We start from the raw sequence: 24,015 nt of genomic DNA, 5'->3' as shown, positions 1-24,015 counted from the left end.
TCTCTCACTATCCAAACAGATCTGCTTTGGCAATGAGCCCCGGCTCGTTATTCCGGACATTCCCCACCGCTTTGGGAACTATATGCTCCTGCAGGCCGTCATCGGGATAGGGTTGCAGAAATTCCTGCAGATACCCGGGATCATGTTGCGCCGGGTCCAGCCATTTGCCAAATTCTGAGGGATGCAGGATCACCGGCATACGGTCGTGGATCTTCTCCATCACCTGATTGGCTGAGGTTGTAATGATGGAATACGACCTTCGAGCGGGACGGTTATCAGGTGCCAGATCAGAATAAAGTCCTGCAAAGCCAAAGAGCGGTTCCCCCTTAGGATAGATATAGTGAGGCGTTTTATTGCCCTTCGTGCCCGTCCATTCATAAAAACCGTTGGCCGGGATGATGCACCGCCTCTCGGCAAAGGCTTTGGTCCACATGGGCTTTTTAGCCACCGAATCATCCCGCGTATTGATGGGCAAAAAAGGAGATTCGCCGGGTTTGGGCTGCCATCCCATGAATCCCCAATGCATGGACTCCAGCATGCGCCTTCCACCCTCTCCGGTAAAAGCTACCGGCATCACGTTAGACGGAGCAATGTTATAACTTGGATGATATTCCCCATGCCTTTCCATCACACCCAAAAAGTGATCGATCTCATCAAGTTCTTCATAAAGGACGTATCTGCCGCACATATCTTGGTTCCGGGAATTTTAAATTGGCAATAAATGTAACTATAGTTTTCATCCCTGAAAAGAAAATACCATTGCAATAACTTTCATTGTTATTATTCGTGTAAGTCGGTCATAAACTATTCATCGTTATTCAGTCATCAATGCATCGCATTATTCTAATTTTATTGGGGCTATTCATCTGGAGTACAACCGAAGTGGTCGCACAACAAACGGCCTCGGTCAGCGGCTACGTAACTGACTCTGAGACCGGTGAGACTCTTATCAGTGCCAATATTGGGTTTCAGGGAACACGACTCGGGGCTTCCACCAACACTCTTGGCTATTATACTATCACTAACATCGAACCCGGCACCTATACATTGGTCGGAAGTTATATTGGCTACCAGAGCTACAGTCGTCAGATCTCCCTGGAACCGGGCGAGAACCTCCGTCTCGACATCGGACTCATCCCCGAAAGTATAGAACTTGAAGAGATCGAAGTGCGCTCTCAGGCCGAACTTGAGGAACAAAAGAACATTGGAACCGCACAGGTTAATACCGAACTTATAAAGGAACTGCCCTCCGTATTTGAAGCCGATGTATTCCGTTCCGTGCAGCTTTTACCGGGTGTTAAAGCTGCCTCTGATTTCTCAAGCGGACTTTATATACGTGGCGGAAGTCCGGACCAGACCCTCATCCTGCTCGACCGGACCACGGTATACAACCCAAGTCATTTCTTTGGTTTCTTTTCCACCTTTAACCCCGATGCCATAAAGGATGTAAGGCTTTATAAAGGAGGATATCCTGCTGAATATGGTGGGCGACTCGGTTCGGTACTCACCATCTATAACAAGGATGGAAACCGTAAAGAAACGGTTGGCTCTGCCACCATAGGACTGCTGGCATCGCGTGCCAGTATTGAAGGTCCTTATAAGAAAGGGTCATGGATGCTGGCCGTTCGCCGCTCAACACTCGAACCCCTGCTTGCGGGTCTTCGTCAGTCTGTTGATAACATCCCATCAAAGTTCTATTTCTATGATGTGAATGGGAAGATCAATTTCGACGCTAATGCCAACAACAAATTCTCCCTGGCTTTCTATGCCGGGCAAGACCGGGTAACCTTCCCCTTTACTGATGATGCTGTGTTTGAATTGGATTATGGCAACCAGACGGTTAGCGGAAACTGGACACACATCTTCTCCGAAAAACTTTTTGCCAACACCGTTTTAACCGGTTCCCGCTATTTCAACTATCCGGATTTTGATCTGGCCGGTACACCCTTCAGCCGGGAAAATAATATTTATGATTTTTCTCTCAAATCGGACCTGGAGTATCTTCCAAATAATGATCACCGCCTGAAATTGGGATTCTGGTCAGGTATTTTTACGTTCAAATTAAATGATATTTTCGATGACAGAACCACCTTTCAAAGTCGCATTCAAAATCAGTATGCCTCATTTTATGTTCAGGACGAATGGCGGCCTTCGGACCGCTGGATCCTGACTCCCGGTGCACGATTCAATTATTTTTCAGATGGAGAATATATTCGGGTTGAACCGAGAGTGGCTGTCGAATACCGTCCAACCAACCGCATACGCCTGCAGGGAGCTTATGGCCGTTACAACCAGTTCATTACCCTTATTTCAAACGAAGCTTTTTCCGGCTTTGATGTCTGGCTGACCTCCGCTGAGGGGGTTTCACCGGCTTACGGTGATCAATTTGTGATTGGGGCTAAAACTATCCCATTTCAAGATTATGGACTCGATATAGAACTCTATTATCGCAGCATGAATGACCTGTTCGAACTGGACCCCTTCCTTCCGGACGTGGGCGGATTACCGTACCAGGATGTATTCAGGTTTGGGGAAGGATATGCCTACGGAACCGAAGTGTTTTTTGAAAAGAGAGCCGGACGGTTTACCGGCTTCCTCGGATATACGCTGGCCTTTACATGGCGTAAGTTCCCCGGCTTTAATGCTGAGATCTCCAATCAGGAGCAAACGGCTCGATTTTATCCGCCTAAATATGATCGCCGGCACGATATTAATGTCGTTGGCAACTACCAGCTCAATGACCGCTGGAAATTTACGGCCTCCTTTAATTTTGCCACCGGTCAGTCTTATACTAAGGTACTGGGGCGTTATGTACAATACGATCTGCCATGGACCAATGAAGACCGCAATGCATTTACCGTTGGCAAAGTGAATGCCTCACGACTCCCTAATTATCATAGACTTGATATTTCATTTTCCAGAACCGGACGGTTCTTTGACCTGGGTGATTCCGAACTTCAGCTGCAGCTTATCAACGTCTACTCAAGACGCAACACATGGTTTTATAACTTCGATTTCAATGAAAATCCGATCGAGATCAATGAGGTTAATATGCTGCCCATATTGCCATCCATATCATACACTGTTAATTTTTAGAATATGAAGCATTATTTGTTCATACCGTTAATCGCTCTTGTATTGATCTTATCTTCCTGCGATCCCTATGGACAGGACGAATACGAGGAATACTACATCGTGGAGTCATATCTGATCGCTAATGCTCTGCTTCCACAGGTCCGGCTTTCAACCACCGTACCGGCAGATGCCTTTTATGATTTTGAGAATGCTGCCATCAGCGATGCAGACATTCAAATACAGTTACTTGAAAGTGGACCGGAAAGTGCTACTGTACAAAGTTGGGTATATCGACTTGATACCCCCGGGATCTATTTACCCGAGACCGATCATAATGTGATCCCGGGCAGAACCTACAAACTTGATATTACCTTGCCCGTTACTTCAGAACGGATTACCTCCACGACAACCGTACCGGAGGCTTTCGAGATCATCGGAGAGGTGCAGGACTCTATCGTTTATCAATCCACCGAACAGCTTGAATTCACCCTCAGTGAAAGTTCCTATCCGGGAAGACAGAATATCTATGTATTTAATGCTGTGAGCCTGCAGCCGTTTTCTAAAAATCTCACCCCTTTTTATGCTGAGTTACTTTCTAATAGCGATGACCCCGAAGAAGACCTTGAGGAATTTGCAAACAACAGCTCGGGGATCATCAACGAAAGCGGTTTTGAATTTAACCCTGATGGAAGCGCCACCGTGCAATATCCGTGGATAGGGGTGGCTTTTTACGAAGACAACTTGATCGTTGCCAACACCATAGATGATAACGTCTATGATTTCATTCGTTCGCAGGAAACACAACTTGGCGGATCAACCCTTTCGCCGGGAGAGATCCAAAATGTAATTTATAATATCGAAGGTGGAATTGGTGTGTTTGGAGCCTTAGCTTCCGATACGGTACAAGTATACATTAAACGTCCCGGTTCCTGATATGACCTCAAGGATATTATTGATAATTTTAGCAACCTGCTTTTGGGCTGAGCCGATCCTGGCTCAGAGTTCGGGAGAATTCGAGATCGCACGGGCAAAATACCGCGGGGGTGGCGATTGGTATAATGACCCCTCGGCACTCGAAAATCTTATTCAGTTCACCAAGAATAATATCCCGATCCGCATTTCAGATTCCTACAACGATGTGGATCTTGGAAGTGCCGAATTGCATTCCTATCCCTTTCTGTTTCTGACCGGTCACGGTAACATCACGCTTAATAATGCAGAAATTCGGAACGTCCGGGAATACCTAGTAAATGGAGGCTTCCTGTATATCGATGATGATTATGGGCTTGATGAGTATATCCAGCCAATATTAAAACGGATCTTTCCTGAAGAAGAATTAGTAGAGATCCCCTTCAACTACCCCATATATGACCAGATATTCGAGTTCAATTCAGGTCTTCCCAAGATCCATGAACATGATGGAAAACCACCACAAGGCTTTGGTATCTTTTACAAGGGCAGATTAGTGGTATTCTACAGCTACGAATCCAATCTGGGAGATGGCTGGGCGGACGCTGAGATCCACAATACCCCACAGGATCTGAGGCAGAGAGCCCTTCAAATGGGGGCCAATATTTTAGTCTTCGCACTCACTAAAAACTGATCACGCTGGACAAAGCCCTTACTTTTGAAGATGGTTTGAAAACATTTCGCGGCGAATGCCTTTCTGCCGACAGAAACAGGCCCGAAATCTGATGGGTTGATCTTGAATCAAGTCTTGAATTTTTGGCAGGTAATGGACTCCCGTCAGCACGGGAGTGACTAAATCATGATATATAGCTAAATCACTACCTACTTCTCATTCTTCATCTTGTAGGTAAAGACCTTTTCGTTGACTTCGTTACTAACGCCTTTTTCGGGATCAGGATAGAGATCGTCAGGATCGGTGGTCTCACGGCGGGTTAACTTCGATTTCACGTCCTTCTGCCTTTCCATCAGTTTCAGTTTTTCATCTCCTTCAGCTTCTCCTATACGGTCTGCCAGTTCATTCAGTTTTCTGCGATAAAAACTGATCTGAGACGCCCGAATTGAACTTTTCGCTGTCTTATATGGATTTTTATCCTTCTCATACTTCAGGCCGATCTTTTCTTCGTGACGGTCACTGGCAGAGTGTTGTTCCAACAAAACATCCCCTACCAATCTTGGAAAGGGTTCTTTTTCGCCGGTGTATGTATTCATCGAAAAATCTTCTTCACTTTTATACCGCTCAATGATATCATTATAGAACATCCGAAGTTCGTCATCCTCAAATAGCTTGGAATTCGTGAATGAGCAAATGTATTCCACCATATTGCGACCATAAGTGATCATCAGACGTATCAGTTCTTTCTCAAAATGGGGTTTTTTCCTGGATGCAGCATTGAATCTCCCCGAGTCTTTGGATGACGAAAGCCTTTTTTCTCCGATCGGCGGTGCATCATCCTGTGGTCCTTCCTGATTCTGAATACGCTGACGAACTTCCTCTCTTCTTTCAGAACGTTTCTCTTCCCAGCGCTTATCGTTCATTACCCGCTCCAGCTGATCATAGAGATCCGATTCCTTGACCTTCTGGAATTTCTGTATCTTTTGATGCAGGTACTGAACATAGACCTGCCTTTGAATGGAATCCTGAATGCTTGCGATCGACTCCAGGATCTCTGTTATAACTTTCGGCACTTCGGTTGGTTTATCCAATCGCCCTTCCTCACCGGCCTTTAGCAGAAGAAAATCCACAAAATCACCGGCTTCTTCATTCTTAAGATCATCAAAAGACTCTTTACCAAATTGCTTCACAAAAGAATCCGGATCCTGTCCGTCCGGCAACTCCAACAGCTGGACTTCCATACCTTCCGCCAGGGCAATGTTAATGCCCCGCTTCATCGCATTTTGACCTGCATCATCGGAATCATAGATCATCACGATACGGTCTCCATAACGATGCAGGATCTTCAACTGTCCGGGCGTCAAAGAGGTACCACTGCTTGCCACCACGTTTCCGATCCCGTTTTCCATCAGGGTGATCACATCGGTATAACCTTCAACCAGTAACACCTCTTTATGCTTACGGATCTCATTCTTCGCAAAATTCACGCCGTAAACAACCTCACTTTTGTTATATACCTTGGTCTGAGAGGAATTGATGTACTTCGCCGTCTTTTCGGTGCCCAATACCCGTCCGGCAAAAGCAATCACCTTACCGGTGGGATTGAATATCGGGAACATTAACCGACCCCTGAAAGTATCGTAATAACCATCTCCCCGATTACTCGGTTTTATGAGATCAGCTTCCAGTAAATAATTTTCATCGATACCCGCATTTCTGGCAGCTTTGATCAATTCATCACCACCTGCCGGAGCATAACCGAGGCCATATTTTCTAAAAACTTCCCTGTTATACCCTCTATCTTCAAGGTATTTAAGAGCTTTCTCTGCTTCGGGATTCTCGATCAGATTTCTGTAAAAATAGACCCCTGCAAATTTAAGGGCATGAAGGATCCCTTCCCTTAGCTGGGTGGTTTCGGTATGCTCTTCGTTATCTTCTTCAGGAATAAAGACTCCATAGCGTTCAGCCAGTTGCCTTACCGCCTCTGTGAATCCTATACCTTCCTGATCCATGACAAACTTGAAGACATCCCCTGATTCTCCACATCCAAAACACTTGAATATCTGCAACCTGGGCGTCACATTAAAAGAAGGTGTCTTTTCATCATGATAAGGACAGAGCCCCACAAAACCGCTGCCAGACCGCTTCAGCTTCACATAGTCTTGCACTACCTCTACAATATCTGCAGCCGCCCGTACTTCCTCTTTTTTATCGTCACTTATCATACTTAATAATGAGCATTTAATGGCTCGGAATAAAGTAAAATTATGAATTCATGCTGATTTTTTCTGAATCGGATCCTTATCCACTTTCGAGTGTATATATTGGTAAGATGATACAGTATCAGTTTAACTATTCTTAAAATAATCAATTGGTTTAGACTGTTACTAACATGTACATTTCGATAGAATATATTCCAAAGAATTCAGATAGTATTACAGACGTCATTATGAAGGTTTTTATTAAGATCATTTCCATTTGTGCTTTCTTTGCACTTACAATGAGTACCTCACTGAGTGCGCAAAGCTTGACTGAATTTCTATTCGGTCAAAGAGTAAATAAGTCCTATTCAGATCCCGGACTCGACGTCAACTCTGAGGCATACCTCGATTCTGTTATCGCTAATACTCCTCTCAAGGAAAAGATCGGGCAGTTATTCTTTGTTCCTGCTGAAGGCCGATTTACCAATCGTGATTCCAGAAATTTCAAGCTATTGGAAGAACTGGTTGAAGATTATAATGTTGGTGGCATCATTTTCATGCGCGGTGATATTTATGGTCAGGCTGTACTTACCAATAAACTGCAGCGAATGGCTAAATTTCCGCTGTGGATCTCACAGGATATGGAGTTCGGAGCAGCAATGCGTATATCGGGCACTACCCGGTTCACACCTGCAATGGGGGTGGCTGCCACCGGTAACAAACGCAATGCCTTTATGATGGGCAAAATAACGGCCCTTGAGGCCAAGGCTCTTGGGGTTCATCAGGTTTATGCCCCCGTATTGGATGTGAACAACAATCCGGATAATCCGGTTATCAACGTTCGTTCTTTTTCAGGTGATCCAAAGATGGTTTCTGATTTTGGAACTGCTTTCATCCAGGGAGTCCAGAGTGAGGGAGTTGTAGCAACCGCTAAGCATTTTCCGGGCCATGGCGACACCGACACAGATTCTCATACCGACCTTCCCGTGGTCAATCATAGCTACGAGCGGCTTGATTCTTTAGAGCTGAAACCTTTCAGGGCGGCTATCGATGGTGGTATCAGCAGCGTAATGAGTGCACATATTGCATTTCCGAAACTAAATGGAGGAACGTATACACCGGCAACGCTCAGTCCTTTTATACTTGAAGAGATATTGAACGACTCTCTCAACTTTGATGGCATGGTGGTTACAGACGGACTGGAAATGAATGGGATATCATCCAAGTATTCACCGGGACAGGCTGTTGTTAAGGCTCTGAATGCCGGCGCCGATATCATGCTCATAAGTCCGGATGTTTTTACAGCTATCAATGAAGTGGAGCAAGCGGTTAAAGATGGTGAGATAACTGAAGAACGCATAGATAAATCTTTCCGTAAGCTCATGGCCTGGAAGCAACAGTATGGGTTATTGAATAAAACTAACCAGGTGGATATCTCTTCTTTGGACCTGAAGATCAATACGGCTTTCCACAGGGCTGAGGCCGATCGTATTGCCCGTGAATCCACAACCATTTTGAAGAACGAAAAAGACCTGATCCCTCTTCTTCCTTCAAAATATCCTGAGATCATGGTCATTTCAGTAGCCGATGACAGTGATGGGGATACCGGTTCTTCATTTGCCCGTCAGATCAGAGATTACCACCCAAATGTCTCTTTCCATGTATATGACAAACGCACCGGTGAAAAGGATAAACGTGAGATGCTTCAAAAAGCCAAAGACGTGGACCTTGTTATCATCAGTTCATTTATATATTTGCGATTTGCACAATCCATTCATTTGTCAGACAGTCAGATCTCATTCCTGAATCGCGTTCTCAGAACCAATAAACCTTCCATATTGGTATCATTCGGAAATCCTTATGTACTTAGTGACCTCAAAAATGCGGACGCTCATATTCTTGGATGGTATAATTCCTCACAACAGATCAGCGGTGTGGTTCCTGCCATCTTTGGCGCAACAGAAGTAAAAGCCCGCTTACCCATTGAGATCCCCGGACTCTATGACCTTGGTGAGGGCATTGAGATCCCACATACCACTCTTCGATTCGGCACCCCCGAAGAAGTGGGAATGGACCATAATAAGTTATTTGAGATCGACAAGATCGTAAATGAGGCTATCCGTGATTCGGTATTTCCGGGAGCAGTGGTTGCAGTGGTTAAAGATGGCGTTTTGGCTTACAATGAACCCTATGGTTATCAGACCTATGAGAAAACCAATGCCATCAAGAACACGGATGTATATGACCTGGCCTCCATTACCAAAGTATTGGCTACCACCGCTTCCACCATGAAGCTTATCGATGAAGACAAACTCAATTTGGATGACCCAATCGCTAAATTTATTCCGGAATTCAACACTCCTGACAAAAAAGACATTACCATTCGGGATATCCTCCTTCACCAAACAGGACTACCCCCTTTCAGGGTATATGTAGACTCCTTGAAAACCCGCAGTGAGATCATTGAAGCCATAAAGAATGAACCCCTGACCTACGAACCGGGTACTCAATACGTTTACAGTGATCTTGGAATGATCTTGTTGGCTGAGATCATAGAGGATGTATCTGGCCAACCGCTTGACCGGTATGCGCGAAGTGAATTTTATTTTCCAATGAACATGTACAGTACCTTCTTCAATCCAAGTAAGAACAGCCGCTGGTTAACACGCAGAATACCACCGACAGAAATTGATACAGTTTATGAGCGCGGATTGGTTCAGGCTGAGGTACATGACGAACGGGCCTATTACCTGGATGGTGTTGCCGGCCATGCCGGTTTATTTTCCTCTGCTATTGATGTGGCCAAATTCAGCACCATGTTACTTAACAATGGTACTTATGCAGGGCAACAATACCTGAAACCCGAGACCGTTCAACTCTTCACGTCCAAACAATCTGAACTTAGTGGCCGGGGACTCGGTTTTGACCGCAAAAGCTCTACCGGTTTCACGACTGCAGGTAGTAATGCCAGTGATGACACATTCGGACATCTTGGTTTTACCGGCACCAGTTTCTGGATAGATCGTGAAAAAAATATGGCGGTCATTCTATTGACCAATCGCACATACCCCAACCGTTCGTATGGCGGTCGCATCAGCAGGATCAGAGCTCGGGTGGCAGATGCAGCCTACTCAGCTATAATGAATTGATAAATTATGCCAGATACTTTCACAACCCATTCCTATGTTCCATACTCTCAAAACCCAAGAACCTGTGTAGTTGAGGGCAGCTCAGGTAGGTTTTATGCCGGAGTCAGAATAGAAAATATCTCTTATCCCCTGACCATACCGGCCGTTCAGGCAGCCTGTACCATCTGTTTAAGCGAGGGTGATACCCCGTCCAAGCTATACTTAAATGAGTCTAACTACGAACAACTCCATTTCTGGAAAAACGAGTTTGAACTTGAGGTCATATTTGAAACAGATCTACCCACAGATAACTTAGAATACCTTTTACAACCTGATACTGATCAAATAACAGCCTCGAGTAAACTGCAGGAATTACTCTCAAAAGCTGTGGTTCCTAACTCTGATTTCCAGGTTGCAGCTCTTTTATTTACTGATAATGGGTATTACGAAGGAGTGAATATTGAAGTAAGTGAATGGACCAAAGGCCTATGTGCTGAGCGTGTGGCTATCGCAAAGGCCGTCACAGCAGGTCACACAGAATTCAAACGCTTTGAGATCCTTACGAAAAAAGGTCAGGTAAGCAGCCCTTGTGGTTCTTGCCGGCAGGTTATTGCGGAATTCATGCCAACCAGTAAGATCGTGCTCCACCATGCTGACAAGACTATATCGGAACATTTCATGAATGACCTATTGCCATTTAATTTCACTTCCGACTCCCTGAAAAAATAAATTCGGGTTCTATTTCTAATTTAATCGCCTAACTTCCTTCTTATATTTTCCCATAAAATCAGAAATAAAGCTAAAAGTCAGGCATAGTTCGCCTGAAATTTCGGGGATAGTTCAGATAAAAGTGCAAAAAGTTCACTTTTAGGTAAAAAACTGCACTTTTAATTTGACTCAATACCCCCGATTGAATAGCTTCAACGCACTTTCTGAAAACAGAAAATATTAACCAATAATAATTTAACGGAGCTATTAATGAGCAGAGTTGAAGAAATCAAAAATCTCGTAGAAGAAACCGCAGTTGAAATGGAAAAATTCTACGACAAAGGCAACAAAGCTGCAGGTACTCGTGCACGTAAAGGCCTACAAGAACTAAAGAAATTGGCCCAGGAAATTCGCCTTGAGATCCAGGACATCAAGAATAAAGACTGATTCATTACAGCTTTTTATTTTTAGTATAAAGCCGCTTGAACGAGCGGCTTTTTTATTTTGTATATTATAGTAAACAAATCAACTAATACACTTATGTACAAAGACTTAGCCGACGCCGTTGAATCGCTTAAAGAGAAAGGATTTGATCATGTATTTGAATTGGGAGAAGACCACATTACCTGCAGCACTACCAATGCTAAGTATACACCTGATCAACTCAGTATAGTTGAATCACACAGCTTTGGCCAGGGTACTGATCCCGGCAGTGAATCCACCGTTCACGCTATTGAGTCTGACCAGGGCGTTAATGGGGTCTTGATCCTCTCATATGGCGTTTATGTGGATCCTGATAAAGCCAAATTGATCGATCAGCTATTGAAATCAGCTGATTAATCTTTTCCCATATATCGCTCAGGAATTGGATTATCTTCTGACTCATGAGCCCAGTATATCGTAACTACCCACCAGCGTTCACCATCATCAAACAGCTGAATGCTATTTATTCCCTTGTTGAACGGCTCTGCATCCATCTTGCTTCTTTTTGAGCCGTAGGTACTCATCACATGCACAATTCGCCCATAATGATGCTCCTCCCGGTTGATCTCATACTCGTAAAATCCGTTTTCAACAAAATAGGGATCCGTGTTTTGAACGAATTCTTCAGGAGTCATGATCTGATAAGTATTTTTTCCACTCTCGCCACTCGCCGTTGGTATGAGCCTTGAACCGGGTAACATCAGATTACGAAATCTATCCCAATCCCGGGGTTCACCTTTCTCACCGGAAATTGAAGCGTACAAGGCTTCCATTAGATTATCGATGCTTTGCACATCTATCTCCCGTTGCGCTTCACTTACCTGAGCATTGATATGTTGTACTCCAAAAAGGATGATCAACAATAGTATGTTTAGTTTTTTCATCTAATTTTCTAATTATGTTTGGGGTTATTACTTGTACGAGAGCTAAAGTCGGGACGACGCTTATTCCACACAATTATCTTTGCGACGGGTATCTACAATATGAAATATCTTCCATCCATCAGCTGTTTTAAGCAACTGAAAGGAATTCACCCCACAATGAGAGAATTCCTCACCTACATAGAATTCATAGGGTGTCCATGCTGAGGCAAGATCGCCATCTACCTTGATCTCATATCCGTTCAGTTTTTCATTCAAAACACCGGGTTCAGCCCGATGAATATCAGACAGGAATTGACTCAGATCTCCGCCCGCAACACTCACACTGCCATCTTCATGGGTTCTGATGGTCTGCATGATGGTATCCCTTTTGAAAGCTGAAGCGACAACACTGCTGTCACTTGCTGACATCCCTACAAAAAGCCGGTCTATGGTTTCCTGTACTTCGATCTCTTGCGAAGTCTGTGCATTTGCGAATTGGAGCATTCCGCTCATAAGCAGTATGCCCGATAGTAATAGAAGTCTCATTCTCATAAGATTTTTTCATGGTTAATGGTTCAGCCACAATTACGTAAATAAATCTGAGAAGTTTGTAAGAAGATGTAATTGAATTTAAAAGTCAGAATAAGGTGGATATGTTATTAGGCACACTCATTGGGGTTGATCCTTTTTATGATTGACAATACCTGATAATTAATAACCGGTAAGCATCCGCTCTATCCATGTACCATTCCTTAGTTGCCATCCAACCGGAACACAGATGACGCCGATCTTGCGGATAGTAGCTAAAAAACAAATCTTTCCGTGATAATCCGTCCAATCCGTGTTCCATTCAATTGCTTCAACCAGATACAAAAAAGCCCCGCATTTTATTCAAATGCGGGGCTTTCAATAACTTTGATTACAGTATTTATTACAGCAACATCGAAAGTGGATTTTCCAGCAGATTCTTAACGGTATTCAGGAATTCTGCAGCTTTGGCTCCATCCACGATACGGTGGTCGGAGGAAAGCGTCACTTTCATGCGCTTGCCGGGAACCACTTCTCCATTCTCAACAACCGGAACGTCACGGATAGCTCCAACGGCTAAGATACAAGCATTAGGTGGGTTGATGATGGCCGTGAATTCCTCAATGCCAAACATCCCCAGGTTACTGATCGTGAAGGTACTGCCTTCCATTTGCTCAGGCTGTAACTTCCGGTCACGTGCCAATCCGGCCAGCTCTCTCGTTTCGGATGAGATCTGCAGCAGGCCTTTTTTGTCTGAATGACGGATAACCGGAGTCATCAATCCTTCGTCTATAGCTACTGCCACAGCAACGTGTACATCGCCATGCTCTTTGATCACATCTCCATGCCACGAACTATTTACTGCCTGATGGCGAGTTAACGCAACTGAGCAAGCTTTCACGACAATATCATTGAAGCTGATCTTAACATCATTGGCTTCATTCATTGACGTGCGTGCTGCAATAGCCGCTTTCATGTCAATATCGATAGTTTCATAGAAATGTGGGTTCGTGAACTTGCTTTCAGATAAGCGGCGTGCAATGGTCTTCCTCATCTGAGAGATCTTCACCTCTTTGCTTTCCAGACTTTCGAAACTTTGTGTTGAAGCTGAGGCTACAGCAGGTTGAGCTGTCTCTTTATAATTTTCAATATCTGCCTTGATGATGCGACCATTTGGTCCTGACCCATCTACACGAGAGAGTTCAATACCTTTATCTTCGGCCATTTTACGAGCCAATGGAGAAGCTTTGATCCTGCCATCATCCGCTTTTGAAGAAGTCTTACTTTTATCAGATGAAGTTTCAGATCTTGGGGAAGTCAGTGTTGCACTGCCACCGGAAGCATCTTTTTTGGCTTCTGACTTATCTTCAGATTTTTTAGAGTCTGAAGAGCCAGCACCTTCAAGGATATCGGAAATATCTTCACCTTCCTCACCCAGAACGGCCATAAGTCCACCCAATGGTACGGCATCACCCGCCTCCACAAGGATCTTAAGTACAGTTCCTTCATCAAAAGCTTCTACTTCCATCGTGGCTTTATCAGTCTCCACTTCGGCAATAATATCACCGGCTTCTACTTTATCACCTTCTTCTACATTCCACGAAGCGATCACCCCTTCTTCCATGGTATCGCTGAGCTTCGGCATTTCAATCTTAATCGCCATAATCTTATTTCTAAACTGTTGAGTGAGTTGTTCCTAATTTTATATTTCGTCTAATTTAACGGGTGTTGGAGTGAAAAGGCAAAATGCAAAAGTGAAATGTGTGTCTAATACTTTTCACTTTTGACCTTTCACTTTTCACCTAATTTCTATAGGTAACCTGGTTTACCGCTTCGATCACCTGCTTTGCATCCGGAAGCCAGGCATCCATCAGGTTCTTGGCAAATGGTGCGTTCACATCCGGAAGTGTAACACGCTGAACGGGAGCATCCAAATAATCGAAAGCTTCACGCTGGATCAAAAACCCGATCTCAGCTGCAAAACCGGCAAATGGATGTGCTTCATCCACAACCACACAACGATTGGTTTTCTTGATCGATTCCACGATCAAAGGCAGATCCAGTGGTTTTACCGTTCTTGGATCAATAATTTCCACATCCACACCGTCTTTCTCAAGCTGAGCTGCAGCTTGTTTTGCGACATGATACATTTTACCATGAGCAACAACTGTAACGTCACTTCCTTCTCGCTTGATCTTACCTTTCCCAATGGGAATAATGTAATCTTCTTCTTCTGAAACTTCGCCTTTCATTCCATACATCTGCTCCGACTCCATGAACAATACGGGATTGTCGTCACGGATTGCGGATTTTAAGAGCCCTTTGGCATCATCCGGCTCGGAAGTGTAGATCACTTTCAGGCCGGGGAAGTGGGCGTACATGGAATCGTAAGCCACGGAGTGCGTAGCACCCAATTGACCAGCGGAGGCATTGGGTCCGCGAAATACGATAGGCATCGTAATTTGTCCGCCTGTCATATAGCCTGCTTTGGAAGCGTGGTTGATGATCTGATCAGCAGCTAAAACCGCAAAATTAAAGGTCATGAATTCCACAATGGGACGAAGACCGTTCATTGCAGCCCCCACTCCAATGCCGGCAAAGCCAAGCTCTGAGATCGGGGTATCGATCACACGCTTGTAACCGTATTTATCTAAAAGTCCTTCGGTGGCTTTGTATGCGCCATTGTATTCGGCAACTTCTTCACCCATGATGAAGACTTTTTCTTCACGGGCCATTTCCTCGTCAATTGCCTCTCGTATTGCTTCTCTAAATTGTAATTCAGCCATTACTTTATGTGCTCAGTTTTAAAAATTAGTTATGGAAATAAGGTTCGTCTTCGGCAAACATATCATCGTAAAGGGCCGACTCATCCGGGAAGTCCGAGTTATCAGCAAATTCCACGGCATCCAATACTTCTTGTTCCACCTTTTCTTCTATTTCCTCAATTTCTTTGTCCTTGAGGATCTTCTCATCTTTCAGATATGTTTTCAATCGCTCAATAGGATCATATTTCTGATATTCTTCCAGTTCCTCTTTGGTCCTGTATTTCTGAGGATCTGACATTGAGTGACCACGGTAACGATAAGTTCTGATCTCCAGGAAGTATGGTTCTGATGATTTCCGAACCTCTTCAGAGACCTCTTTCATAGCTTCATAGACTGAAAATACATCCATCCCATTAACAACCTTGCTTTTCATTCCGTACGCTTTGGCACGGTCAACGATCTCGGTAACCGTATGTCGGCGAGCAGCGGTACCCATAGAGTATCCATTATTCTCTACCGCAAATATGGCAGGCAATTTCCAAAGGTTCGCAATATTAAAGGTCTCGTGCAGAGCCCCCTGATCCACTGCGCCGTCCCCAAAGAAAGTCGCGGAAATTCTACCATTCTGGTTATACTTATTTGCAAATGCAAGCCCGCCACCGATCGGAATATGACCACCAACAATTCCATAACCGCCCCAAAAATGGTTTTCAGTTTTGGCAAAGTGCATAGAACCACCTTTGCCTTTAGAGCATCCGGTTTTCTTCCCAAATAATTCGGCCATTCCTTCATTAGGAGTGATGCCACGGCACAATCCCCAGCCGTGATCGCGATAAGCCGTGATAATATCATCGTCATCATTCAGTGCAAACACTGTTCCGGTCGAAACAGCCTCCTGACCAATATAAAGGTGCAAGAATCCACCGAATTTCCCTTTTTGATACTGCTGCATGGCACGTTCTTCAAATCGTCGCTGAAGATACATCTGCTCATACATGGCTTTGAGGTTATCCTCACTCAAGCCTAGTGATTTATGCTTTTTCTTAGTGGGATTGGGGAGATCAACACCTTTCTGGACAGCGCCTTCTTTCTCACTTCCTATTCCCCGTGGGGCAAAATTAATTTCGTCTGTTTTCTTTTTAGCCATAATATTGTTTTGAGATCATTCTTTGCATCAAAGGTTGCAAATATATCCATTTTTTATGAAGATTTTGTGATTTGATTCCAGCTGCTAAAACTGGCATTAGATTGTCATCCCGAGTGCCTTAAAACATAGTGTGACCAATGTGTCTAACACGAGGGATCTCAATTTTAACTACTGCTAAGATTTCAAATTTGAGATCCTTCGCGGAATACAGCCTCAATCTATATAGCCTATCATGCGTTCAGGATGACACCCTTTCGAGCTGTCCAACCGTCACTTATTGAATAATTTCCTCGATCATTTCATTCACTTTTTCGAGGGCCTCAGCGAGTTTTTCAGGCTGGCGTCCACCGGCAGTTGCCAGGTTTGGCTGGCCACCTCCACCTCCGCCAACCAGTCGTCCAAGCTGACCAACCAACGCTCCGGCTTTTAATCCTTTATCCTTGATAAGATCTTCTGTAACTGCCACCATCAGGTATACTTTCCCTTCTTCTTCATCTTTAGCACCTAAAACGATCACCGAATTCTTCTTCACTTTCTGAAGACCATCGTACCCAAGTTGTTTCAATGCATCCATATCTGCGCCCGGGATCTCACCTTTGACTAAATTGATACCTGAATTGAGCTCACCGGCTCCCTGGATGAGCTCATCCAATTTGGCGCCGGTATTTTGCATCTGCACTTTTTCGAGTTCTTTCTCGAGAGCTTTTTTCTCCTCGATCAGCTTCAATACATCGGCAGCCAGATCCTCTGTTTGACCTATAGCTCCTTTCACCTGCTGCAATAATCGCTTTTCGCTCCGAAGGATCTCATCTACCTGGGTTCCACAAACCGCTTCAATTCGTCTAATACCGGCTGCCACCGAGGTTTCATTGGTGAACCGGAAGTACCCGATCTCACCGGTGGCGCCAACATGGGTTCCTCCACATAATTCTACCGAATAATCTTCATCAAAAGTGATCACACGAACCGTTTCACCATATTTTTCACCGAACAACATCATGGCTCCTCGTTCCTTGGCTTCATCAATGGGAACGTTTCTCTCTTCCTGCAGCAGGATGTTTTCTTGTATCTTCTCGTTTACCAACTGCTCTACTTCATCCAGCTGCTCATCCGTCATGGCTTCAAAATGAGAGAAATCAAACCGCAAATGGTGTTCATCCACCAATGATCCCTTCTGTGCCACATGTTCTCCGAGAATACCGCGCAGTGCAGCATGAACCAGGTGTGTGGCTGAGTGATGTTTTTGAATTTCTATGCGTCTATCAAGATCAATGGATGCAGTCCAGGTACCTGAAAGGTCTTCGGGAAGTTTATCCACATAATGAATGTGAAAATTATCTATCCCCTTTTGAACATCTAAAACTTTCAAATACTTCTTACCATTCGATATGGTCCCAGTATCAGCAATCTGACCACCACTTTCAGCATAGAATGGAGTCTTCGCAAGGTGAATAGCAAATTTATCACCTTCTTTTTTATAACCTAGAATCTCAGTCTCTACTTCCGCATTGTCATATCCTACAAATTCAGACGTGTAATCGGTGTTTTCGTGATATACAGCTTTAAATTTTAAAACATTACTCTGATCCACCGAAAACTTACCGGCGGCCCGAGCTCTTTCTTTCTGGGCTTTCATGTGTTTGTTGAATTCTTCTGTATCCACCTCCACCCCGCGCTCACGAGCCATCAATTCAGTAAGGTCGATCGGGAATCCATAGGTATCATGTAACTTGAAAGCATCTTCACCGGAAAGCTTCTTCTTACCTTCCACCATTTCGTTGAATAGCTCAATCCCCTGCCCCAATGTCTTAAGGAAACTCTTTTCTTCCGAGCGGATCACATTCACAATGTATTCTTTCTGAGCTTTGATCTCCGGAAAGATATCCTTGAATTGCTCAGCCAATACATCCACCAGTTTATAGAAGAATGGCTCTTTGAAATCCAGCACGTCCCAGCCATAGCGGATAGCACGTCGTAAAATTCGGCGGATCACAAAACCTCGCCCTTCATTTCCGGGAGAAGCTCCGTCTGCAATGGAGAACGTCACAGCCCGAATATGATCTGCGATCACCCTCATGGCTATGTCCTTTTCCTCATCCTCCCCATAAGTCAATCCGGCCAATTCGGCGATCTCATCGATCACCGGAGTAAAAACGTCTGTATCGTAATTGGAGGTCTTATCTTGCAATACCGCACAAATTCGTTCAAAACCCATCCCGGTATCTACATGCTGTGCAGGCAATTTTTCAAGAGAAGCATCCGGCTTACGATTGAACTGAATGAAAACCAGGTTCCAGATCTCCATCACGCGAGGATCATCCATATTCACCAGGTCGCGACCGGGTTTTTGTTTTCGTTCTTCATCCGAGCGTAGATCGATGTGTACTTCAGAACAAGGACCACACGGACCGGTTTCACCCATTTCCCAGAAATTATCTTTCTTGCTGCACTTCAGGATATGATCGTGGTTAATAGTTGTTTCACTCTTCCACAACGCAATTGCTTCGTCATCAACGGGCAGACCGTCTGCTTCATCACCTTCAAAAACAGTAGCATAAAGACGATCCGGATCGAGTCCCCATTTGTCTACCAATAATTCCCACGCCCAACCTATTGCTTCCTTTTTAAAGTAATCACCAAATGACCAGTTACCCAGCATCTCGAACAGCGTGTGATGATAGGTATCATGACCTACTTCTTCGAGATCATTGTGCTTGCCGCTTACCCGAATACATTTTTGAGTATCGGCCGCACGCTTCCACAGTTTTCCGTCGTGTTTGAGTGCATCCTCTTCTCCAAGAAAAATAGCTTTGAATTGGTTCATCCCCGCATTGGTAAACAATAAAGTGGGATCGTTTTTGGGAACAACAGGAGCGCTGTCAACAATGGCGTGTTCTTTTTCAGCAAAGAAATCGAAAAATTCCTGACGGATCTGGGCGGAAGTCTTGTGCGACATTAATTACGATGTGTGAGTGTTGAATTTTACAGAGCCTTAAAGATAGGAAAAATATGGTTTGAACTCATGTTTGGATTGTGATTCGTTGGTCGTTATTCGCAAATCGGTTCATCGAAAATATATGGGGCTGGATTTGCGATGGACCGATGGACCGAATTATCGATTAATAATTTAACCTCGTTCCCAACGACCCCGTTGGGAATGCAACTATGGACCACCAGGTCCAAATGCGTTGAAACTAGCACCAAGCCTAATTTTTGGTTAACGATCTCTGCACAAAAACCCACCGGGCAAAAATTTTCCTCTCCATCATTTACCCCGGGTTGAAACCCGGGGCTATTTAAGTTTGACTCCTATGGAGTCGGGGAGCCTTAAAAATCCGGGCAATCCATAAATCCACCAAATCTGCGATCATTCGCAACATCAGCCTCATCCGCGTTCCATTCAATTATTTTTTATGCCACTATTGCAATACATAAAATTCAATTGTACTTTTAAATAAAAAGTACTTTGCATGAAAGATCAACAAGACTACATTCAGGATATTGCTGAGATCCGTTCCATGATGGAGCGATCTTCCAAATTTTTGTCCCTTTCCGGATGGGCAGGTATCATAGCCGGTATGGCTGCATTAGCAGGGGCAGCCATTGCTCATTTTGTTATGGATTTCAGGCCGGATGAGATCTTATATCCCTACCCTGATCTCACTGATCTGATACTTCTTTCTCTCGGTGTTTTAATTCTTGCACTGGCTGGGGCCATTTTTGATTCTCACCAAAAAGCAGGCAAACGAGATGAAAAAGCATGGAATCCTACTTCACGCAAAATGTTGTCAGCAATGTCTGTCCCCCTCTTCGCGGGAGGATTCCTTATCGTGATCCTGATCTCCAGAAGTTTACTCGGTTTGATCACTCCTTTGACCCTTTTATTTTATGGGCTTTCATTATTTAACGCCGGGTTTTATACCGTTAAAGAAGTTAGGATCATGGGGCTGATACAAATGCTTCTTGGCCTGCTGAACCTTACCTTCATGGAATATGGACTCCTTTTCTGGGCGCTGGGATTTGGCCTCGTACACATTCTTTATGGAATTTTCATGCACCTTAGGTATGAGCGGTGATCTGTATTGAAAATCTCTTTTGACGATCTACATAAAGCATTTGAAAGCCGCGTCAGGCTGGGCATCATGTCAGCCCTGGCAGTAAACGATGCCCTTGATTTTACAGCACTCAAGGATTTCCTGAGTGTGACGGATGGCAATCTGGCCACTCACATTAAGAAGCTTGAACAGGAAGGATTTGTGGAAGTTCAGAAGTCCTTTATAGACAATAAGCCCAACACTAGCTATTCAATGACTCCCGAAGGCAGAAAGGCTTTCAATGATCATCTGAATGTGATGGAACAGATCATAAAAACTCAAAAATAGATCAAAGCAAGCATGGATAGATCAGGATCACAACTTACAATCTCACTTTTGATCATTCTGTTGGGCCTTGCACTCATGGCCTACATGATCATTGTAGAAGATGAACCGGGAGCCTTGCCATTGGCTCTTATTATCGGCGGAACCATCTGGTTTACCATTATTCGATTTAGAATGGCCAAGAAAAAGAAATAAAAAATTTAACCTTTCACTTTGTATTTCAAAGTACAACACATGAATTAAACGGAGACCCTATCATGACAACTGAGAATAAATTATCCCGACACCTGATCTATATTGCCATTGCAACCATACTCTTACTTATGATCCCCTTAATTGCCATGCAATTCAGTACAGAGGTCAACTGGACCTTTTCAGATTTCCTATTTGCCGGAACCCTCCTCTTTGGAACCGGGCTGACCTTTAAGATCGTGACCCGGAATGCCTCTTCAAACCTATTTAAGATAGCATCTGCCAGTGCTTTAGGTAGTGGCTTGTTTTTGATCTGGGCCAATGGTGCCGTTGGAATCATCGGTTCTGAGAATAACGACTTCAACATCCTTTATTTTTTGGTGATCTTTGTGGGGATCATTGGATTATTTGCCTCACAACTAAAAGCCTGGAGGTTATTCCTTACCCTTTTTGCTATGGCTGCCACACAACTGATTCTGACTATTATCGCAATATTTACCGGCATGGCTGAACTTCCACACAGTTCCGTTTCGGAGATCATTGCCGTGAACGGCTTCTTTATCACGTGGTTTATAGTGTCTGCTTTACTATTCAAATATGCCGATGAAAAGGGATCAGGTGAACAATCTTAAATCAGATAAGCAGGAACGATTTATGAGCCTCTTGGTTTAGTTCACCATGTAATGATCGTACATTATTAAATAAACGATGAAGTTTGTAATCGGAATATTATTTTTCACTCTTTCTATGAATACTCAACTTATATTCAATTTTGAAGAGGGCTCGGACCTTAAGAATTGGATTATCGTGGATGATGTGGTCATGGGTGGCCGCTCAAGTGGTTCAATGGCTTTAAACCCTGAAGGACACGGCATTTTTTCAGGAGATATCTCTCTTGAGAATAATGGTGGATTTTCTTCGGTTCGCTACGAGTTTCCTTCTATTACCGTCAACAATGATCAGTTGATACGTATCCGGCTTAAAGGGGATGGGAAACGATATCAGTTTAGAGTTAAGCACGAAGTCAGCGACTATGCATCCTACACCAGCTATTTCGAAACAACCGGAGAATGGCAGGATGTTGAATTCCGGCTTGGAGATCTTTATCCAACCTTTCGTGGAAGGAAACTGGACCGTCCTGATTTTGATCATGATTCTATTGAAGAAATTCGGTTTCTGATCGGTAACAACAGGTCCGAGTCATTTAAACTCCTTATTGACAGCATTGAGCTCATCACAGAATGATTAAGACTGATATTCTCATCATAGGTGGTGGATTAACCGGGTTAACGCTTGCGTATTTACTCAGGAATACTGGCCGAAAAGTGATAGTAGTTGAGGCACGGGATCGAATAGGTGGACGAATTTTGACCGTTGGTGGTCAGGATCAGGCAACTGTTGAAATGGGTGCTACATGGCTCAGTCAGGCTCACTCAAATCTCAAGGCACTATTGAATGAATTAGGTCTGAATACCTTTCAACAAAAATTGGGAAGTAAAGCCATTTATGAACCAACTTCCATGAGTCCGCATCAGCTGGTTACTCTTCCAAAGAAACAGCAGGCAAGTTATAGAATTGAGGGTGGGACCTCAGCCCTGATCAATACCCTAGTCTCCTATTTAGACGATGAATTACTCGTCGTTGGAGAACAGGTAAACAAGATAATAAGTAGGGTTAACAAAATGCTTGTGGAATCTTCCAATACCATATTTGAAGCAGATCAGGTAGTCTCCACCCTTCCTCCAAAGCTTTTGGCTGAAAAGATTGAGATCGAACCGAAACTACCTGAAAGCATCTTGAAGGTTTTGTCTGGCACACATACCTGGATGGGTGAATCCATCAAATTTGGGTTTACATTTAATGAACCTTTCTGGCTAGAGAAAGACACCAGTGGAACAGTTTTCAGTAATGTAGGGCCGATCAATGAGATGTATGATCATACCACAAGTGATGGTAACCGACATGCCATAAAAGGATTTCTGAATGGCAGCTACTTTTCAATTTCAAAAGATGAGCGCCTGAACATGATACTTGAACAACTCAGAAAGTATTATGGTACTGTGGTAAATAATTACCAGGAATATTTCGAAATGGTGTGGACTAACGAGCCATTCACTTTTACACCTTATAGCAACCACGTGTTGCCACACCAAAATAATGGGCACAAGATCTTCCGGGAACCTTATTTAGATGATAAATTATTTATTGCAGGAGCTGAAACATCGGAGATCGCCCCCGGTTACATGGAGGGTGCCATTCACAGTGCCTATCATATCTTTGACAAGATCAAAAGTAGTGACTAAGCAACAATTTAAATTAAGGCCACAAGTTCTCAACATCTTTGGTGATTTACATTTAGATTTTATCAAATCAACTAATCGATCCAATTATGAAAACCATCCTCAATTATTTCTTCCGTGGCATACTTATCATTTTTCCGGTAGCCCTTACGGCCTACCTCGCTTATTCCACCATTATCTGGACAAATTCTCTTTTCAATAACTTACTGTTCAGCTGGTTCGATTATGAAATTCCGGGTTTAGGTATCATTACAGGATTCACTTTAACTACTATTTTTGGTTACGTGATGTCCAGGACTTTTGCCAGGCCGATTGTCTACCTGTTTGAAAAACTTATGACCAAAACCCCATTCATTAACATAGTATATAACTCACTTAAGGATCTTACGGAAGCATTTGTGGGAGAACGAAAGAAGTTCACAAAACCGGTGGTAGTGGAATTCAGTGAACCGGTTGGCATGAAGCGTTTTGGTTTTATAACGGAAGATTCCCTCTCCCATTTTGGGCTGGAAAATGAAGTAGCCGTATATTGCCCACACTCCTATAATGTTTCCGGCAACCTATATATTGTTCCTAGAGATAAAGTCACTCCCATCAAGACCGATCCAACCAACTTCATGCGATTTGTGGTATCCGGAGGTGTAACTAAAATTCACACCTGATG

The 24,015-nt window shown here is 43.8% G+C and carries 22 protein-coding genes; 14 read left to right on the top strand and 8 right to left on the bottom strand.

The window, feature by feature from the left end; translation table 11 throughout:
* Positions 1–7: 7 nt before the first annotated feature.
* Positions 8–688: an SOS response-associated peptidase gene (locus AC13FX_RS11470; RefSeq protein WP_482880793.1), complete on the bottom strand. Its 681-nt coding sequence runs from the start codon at positions 686–688 to the stop codon at positions 8–10.
* Positions 689–828: 140 nt separating this feature from the next.
* On the opposite strand from AC13FX_RS11470, the gene AC13FX_RS11465 reads away from it, so the two are divergent.
* From AC13FX_RS11465 to AC13FX_RS11455, 3 genes are read left to right on the top strand one after another with little or no spacing between them, the layout of a single operon-like run.
* Positions 829–3,096: a TonB-dependent receptor gene (locus AC13FX_RS11465; protein ID WP_482880791.1), complete on the top strand. Its 2,268-nt coding sequence runs from the start codon at positions 829–831 to the stop codon at positions 3,094–3,096.
* A gap of 15 nt (positions 3,097–3,111) precedes the next feature.
* A complete protein-coding gene (locus tag AC13FX_RS11460) occupies positions 3,112–4,008 on the top strand; it encodes a DUF4249 family protein (RefSeq protein ID WP_482880790.1) in 897 nt (298 codons plus the stop codon).
* A 1-nt stretch (position 4,009) separates the two neighbouring features.
* The gene (locus AC13FX_RS11455; protein WP_482880788.1) at positions 4,010–4,678 is read left to right on the top strand and encodes a DUF4159 domain-containing protein; all 669 of its coding nucleotides are present in this window, start codon (positions 4,010–4,012) and stop codon (positions 4,676–4,678) included.
* Between the two features lie 188 nt (positions 4,679–4,866).
* Here AC13FX_RS11455 and dnaG read toward each other — a convergent pair whose 3' ends face one another.
* A complete protein-coding gene (gene dnaG / locus AC13FX_RS11450) occupies positions 4,867–6,882 on the bottom strand; it encodes a DNA primase (RefSeq protein WP_482880787.1) in 2,016 nt (671 codons plus the stop codon).
* Positions 6,883–7,049: 167 nt separating this feature from the next.
* Between dnaG and AC13FX_RS11445 the strand changes: the two genes are divergently transcribed.
* The 4 genes from AC13FX_RS11445 (at position 7,050) to AC13FX_RS11430 (ending at position 11,534) form a co-directional block, all read left to right on the top strand.
* On the top strand, positions 7,050–10,007 hold the full coding sequence (locus AC13FX_RS11445; protein ID WP_482880786.1) for a serine hydrolase domain-containing protein: 2,958 nt from the start codon (positions 7,050–7,052) through the stop codon (positions 10,005–10,007).
* 6 nt (positions 10,008–10,013) lie between these two features.
* Entirely contained in the window at positions 10,014–10,715 is a 702-nt protein-coding gene (locus AC13FX_RS11440; RefSeq protein WP_482880785.1) for a cytidine deaminase, read from the top strand.
* A gap of 249 nt (positions 10,716–10,964) precedes the next feature.
* Entirely contained in the window at positions 10,965–11,141 is a 177-nt protein-coding gene (locus AC13FX_RS11435) for a histone H1 (protein ID WP_411322692.1), read from the top strand.
* Positions 11,142–11,234: 93 nt separating this feature from the next.
* Entirely contained in the window at positions 11,235–11,534 is a 300-nt protein-coding gene (locus tag AC13FX_RS11430; RefSeq protein WP_482880784.1) for a hypothetical protein, read from the top strand.
* Here AC13FX_RS11430 and AC13FX_RS11425 read toward each other — a convergent pair.
* The 6 genes from AC13FX_RS11425 to alaS all read right to left on the bottom strand — a co-directional run bounded on the left by AC13FX_RS11425 (position 11,531) and on the right by alaS (position 19,436).
* The gene (locus AC13FX_RS11425) at positions 11,531–12,061 is read right to left on the bottom strand and encodes a hypothetical protein (RefSeq protein WP_482880783.1); all 531 of its coding nucleotides are present in this window, start codon (positions 12,059–12,061) and stop codon (positions 11,531–11,533) included. The genes AC13FX_RS11430 and AC13FX_RS11425 overlap by 4 nt on opposite strands.
* A 60-nt stretch (positions 12,062–12,121) precedes the next feature.
* Positions 12,122–12,586, bottom strand: coding sequence for a hypothetical protein (locus AC13FX_RS11420; RefSeq protein ID WP_482880782.1), 465 nt, complete (start codon positions 12,584–12,586; stop codon positions 12,122–12,124).
* Between the two features lie 385 nt (positions 12,587–12,971).
* On the bottom strand, positions 12,972–14,231 hold the full coding sequence (locus AC13FX_RS11415; RefSeq protein ID WP_482880781.1) for a pyruvate dehydrogenase complex dihydrolipoamide acetyltransferase: 1,260 nt from the start codon (positions 14,229–14,231) through the stop codon (positions 12,972–12,974).
* Between the two features lie 139 nt (positions 14,232–14,370).
* Positions 14,371–15,354 carry a pyruvate dehydrogenase complex E1 component subunit beta gene (locus tag AC13FX_RS11410; protein WP_482880780.1) on the bottom strand — a complete coding sequence of 328 codons (984 nt, stop codon included), beginning with the start codon at positions 15,352–15,354 and terminating at the stop codon, positions 14,371–14,373.
* Positions 15,355–15,379: 25 nt separating this feature from the next.
* Positions 15,380–16,480, bottom strand: coding sequence for a pyruvate dehydrogenase (acetyl-transferring) E1 component subunit alpha (gene pdhA, locus AC13FX_RS11405; protein ID WP_482880779.1), 1,101 nt, complete (start codon positions 16,478–16,480; stop codon positions 15,380–15,382).
* 274 nt (positions 16,481–16,754) lie between these two features.
* Positions 16,755–19,436, bottom strand: coding sequence for an alanine--tRNA ligase (gene alaS / locus AC13FX_RS11400; RefSeq protein ID WP_482880778.1), 2,682 nt, complete (start codon positions 19,434–19,436; stop codon positions 16,755–16,757).
* A 514-nt stretch (positions 19,437–19,950) separates the two neighbouring features.
* On the opposite strand from alaS, the gene AC13FX_RS11395 reads away from it, so the two are divergent.
* The 7 genes from AC13FX_RS11395 (at position 19,951) to AC13FX_RS11365 (ending at position 24,013) form a co-directional block, all read left to right on the top strand.
* Entirely contained in the window at positions 19,951–20,556 is a 606-nt protein-coding gene (locus AC13FX_RS11395; protein WP_482880777.1) for a hypothetical protein, read from the top strand.
* A 6-nt stretch (positions 20,557–20,562) separates the two neighbouring features.
* Positions 20,563–20,862, top strand: coding sequence for a winged helix-turn-helix domain-containing protein (locus AC13FX_RS11390; protein WP_482880776.1), 300 nt, complete (start codon positions 20,563–20,565; stop codon positions 20,860–20,862).
* Between the two features lie 12 nt (positions 20,863–20,874).
* Positions 20,875–21,054, top strand: a complete 180-nt coding sequence (locus AC13FX_RS11385) for a hypothetical protein (protein ID WP_482880775.1) — start codon at positions 20,875–20,877, stop codon at positions 21,052–21,054.
* Positions 21,055–21,116: 62 nt separating this feature from the next.
* On the top strand, positions 21,117–21,683 hold the full coding sequence (locus AC13FX_RS11380) for a hypothetical protein (RefSeq protein ID WP_482880774.1): 567 nt from the start codon (positions 21,117–21,119) through the stop codon (positions 21,681–21,683).
* A gap of 115 nt (positions 21,684–21,798) precedes the next feature.
* Positions 21,799–22,296: a CIA30 family protein gene (locus AC13FX_RS11375; protein ID WP_482880773.1), complete on the top strand. Its 498-nt coding sequence runs from the start codon at positions 21,799–21,801 to the stop codon at positions 22,294–22,296.
* A complete protein-coding gene (locus tag AC13FX_RS11370) occupies positions 22,293–23,354 on the top strand; it encodes a flavin monoamine oxidase family protein (protein WP_482880772.1) in 1,062 nt (353 codons plus the stop codon). The genes AC13FX_RS11375 and AC13FX_RS11370 overlap by 4 nt, the downstream gene beginning before the upstream one ends.
* 86 nt (positions 23,355–23,440) lie before the next feature.
* A complete protein-coding gene (locus tag AC13FX_RS11365) occupies positions 23,441–24,013 on the top strand; it encodes a DUF502 domain-containing protein (protein ID WP_482880771.1) in 573 nt (190 codons plus the stop codon).
* The last annotated feature ends 2 nt before the right edge of the window (positions 24,014–24,015 follow it).

This window comes from Gracilimonas sp. B-17 (assembly GCF_056857935.1).
Note: the sequence above shows the minus strand (reverse complement) of the source record. Positions and strands in the feature narration are given on the sequence as shown.

What these genes read in the sequence shown, in the direction of transcription:
- AC13FX_RS11430 (WP_482880784.1), top strand. Translation starts at nt 11,235, where the DNA reads ATGTACAAAGACTTAGCCGACGCCGTTGAATCGCTTAAAGAGAAAGGA.
- AC13FX_RS11410 (WP_482880780.1), bottom strand. Translation starts at nt 15,354, where the DNA reads ATGGCTGAATTACAATTTAGAGAAGCAATACGAGAGGCAATTGACGAG.
- AC13FX_RS11365 (WP_482880771.1), top strand. Translation starts at nt 23,441, where the DNA reads ATGAAAACCATCCTCAATTATTTCTTCCGTGGCATACTTATCATTTTT.
- dnaG (WP_482880787.1), bottom strand. Translation starts at nt 6,882, where the DNA reads ATGATAAGTGACGATAAAAAAGAGGAAGTACGGGCGGCTGCAGATATT.
- AC13FX_RS11440 (WP_482880785.1), top strand. Translation starts at nt 10,014, where the DNA reads ATGCCAGATACTTTCACAACCCATTCCTATGTTCCATACTCTCAAAAC.
- alaS (WP_482880778.1), bottom strand. Translation starts at nt 19,436, where the DNA reads ATGTCGCACAAGACTTCCGCCCAGATCCGTCAGGAATTTTTCGATTTC.
- AC13FX_RS11375 (WP_482880773.1), top strand. Translation starts at nt 21,799, where the DNA reads ATGAATACTCAACTTATATTCAATTTTGAAGAGGGCTCGGACCTTAAG.
- AC13FX_RS11445 (WP_482880786.1), top strand. Translation starts at nt 7,050, where the DNA reads ATGTACATTTCGATAGAATATATTCCAAAGAATTCAGATAGTATTACA.
- AC13FX_RS11420 (WP_482880782.1), bottom strand. Translation starts at nt 12,586, where the DNA reads ATGAGACTTCTATTACTATCGGGCATACTGCTTATGAGCGGAATGCTC.
- AC13FX_RS11385 (WP_482880775.1), top strand. Translation starts at nt 20,875, where the DNA reads ATGGATAGATCAGGATCACAACTTACAATCTCACTTTTGATCATTCTG.
- AC13FX_RS11470 (WP_482880793.1), bottom strand. Translation starts at nt 688, where the DNA reads ATGTGCGGCAGATACGTCCTTTATGAAGAACTTGATGAGATCGATCAC.
- AC13FX_RS11465 (WP_482880791.1), top strand. Translation starts at nt 829, where the DNA reads ATGCATCGCATTATTCTAATTTTATTGGGGCTATTCATCTGGAGTACA.
- AC13FX_RS11415 (WP_482880781.1), bottom strand. Translation starts at nt 14,231, where the DNA reads ATGGCGATTAAGATTGAAATGCCGAAGCTCAGCGATACCATGGAAGAA.
- pdhA (WP_482880779.1), bottom strand. Translation starts at nt 16,480, where the DNA reads ATGGCTAAAAAGAAAACAGACGAAATTAATTTTGCCCCACGGGGAATA.
- AC13FX_RS11435 (WP_411322692.1), top strand. Translation starts at nt 10,965, where the DNA reads ATGAGCAGAGTTGAAGAAATCAAAAATCTCGTAGAAGAAACCGCAGTT.
- AC13FX_RS11425 (WP_482880783.1), bottom strand. Translation starts at nt 12,061, where the DNA reads ATGAAAAAACTAAACATACTATTGTTGATCATCCTTTTTGGAGTACAA.
- AC13FX_RS11370 (WP_482880772.1), top strand. Translation starts at nt 22,293, where the DNA reads ATGATTAAGACTGATATTCTCATCATAGGTGGTGGATTAACCGGGTTA.
- AC13FX_RS11455 (WP_482880788.1), top strand. Translation starts at nt 4,010, where the DNA reads ATGACCTCAAGGATATTATTGATAATTTTAGCAACCTGCTTTTGGGCT.
- AC13FX_RS11395 (WP_482880777.1), top strand. Translation starts at nt 19,951, where the DNA reads ATGAAAGATCAACAAGACTACATTCAGGATATTGCTGAGATCCGTTCC.
- AC13FX_RS11380 (WP_482880774.1), top strand. Translation starts at nt 21,117, where the DNA reads ATGACAACTGAGAATAAATTATCCCGACACCTGATCTATATTGCCATT.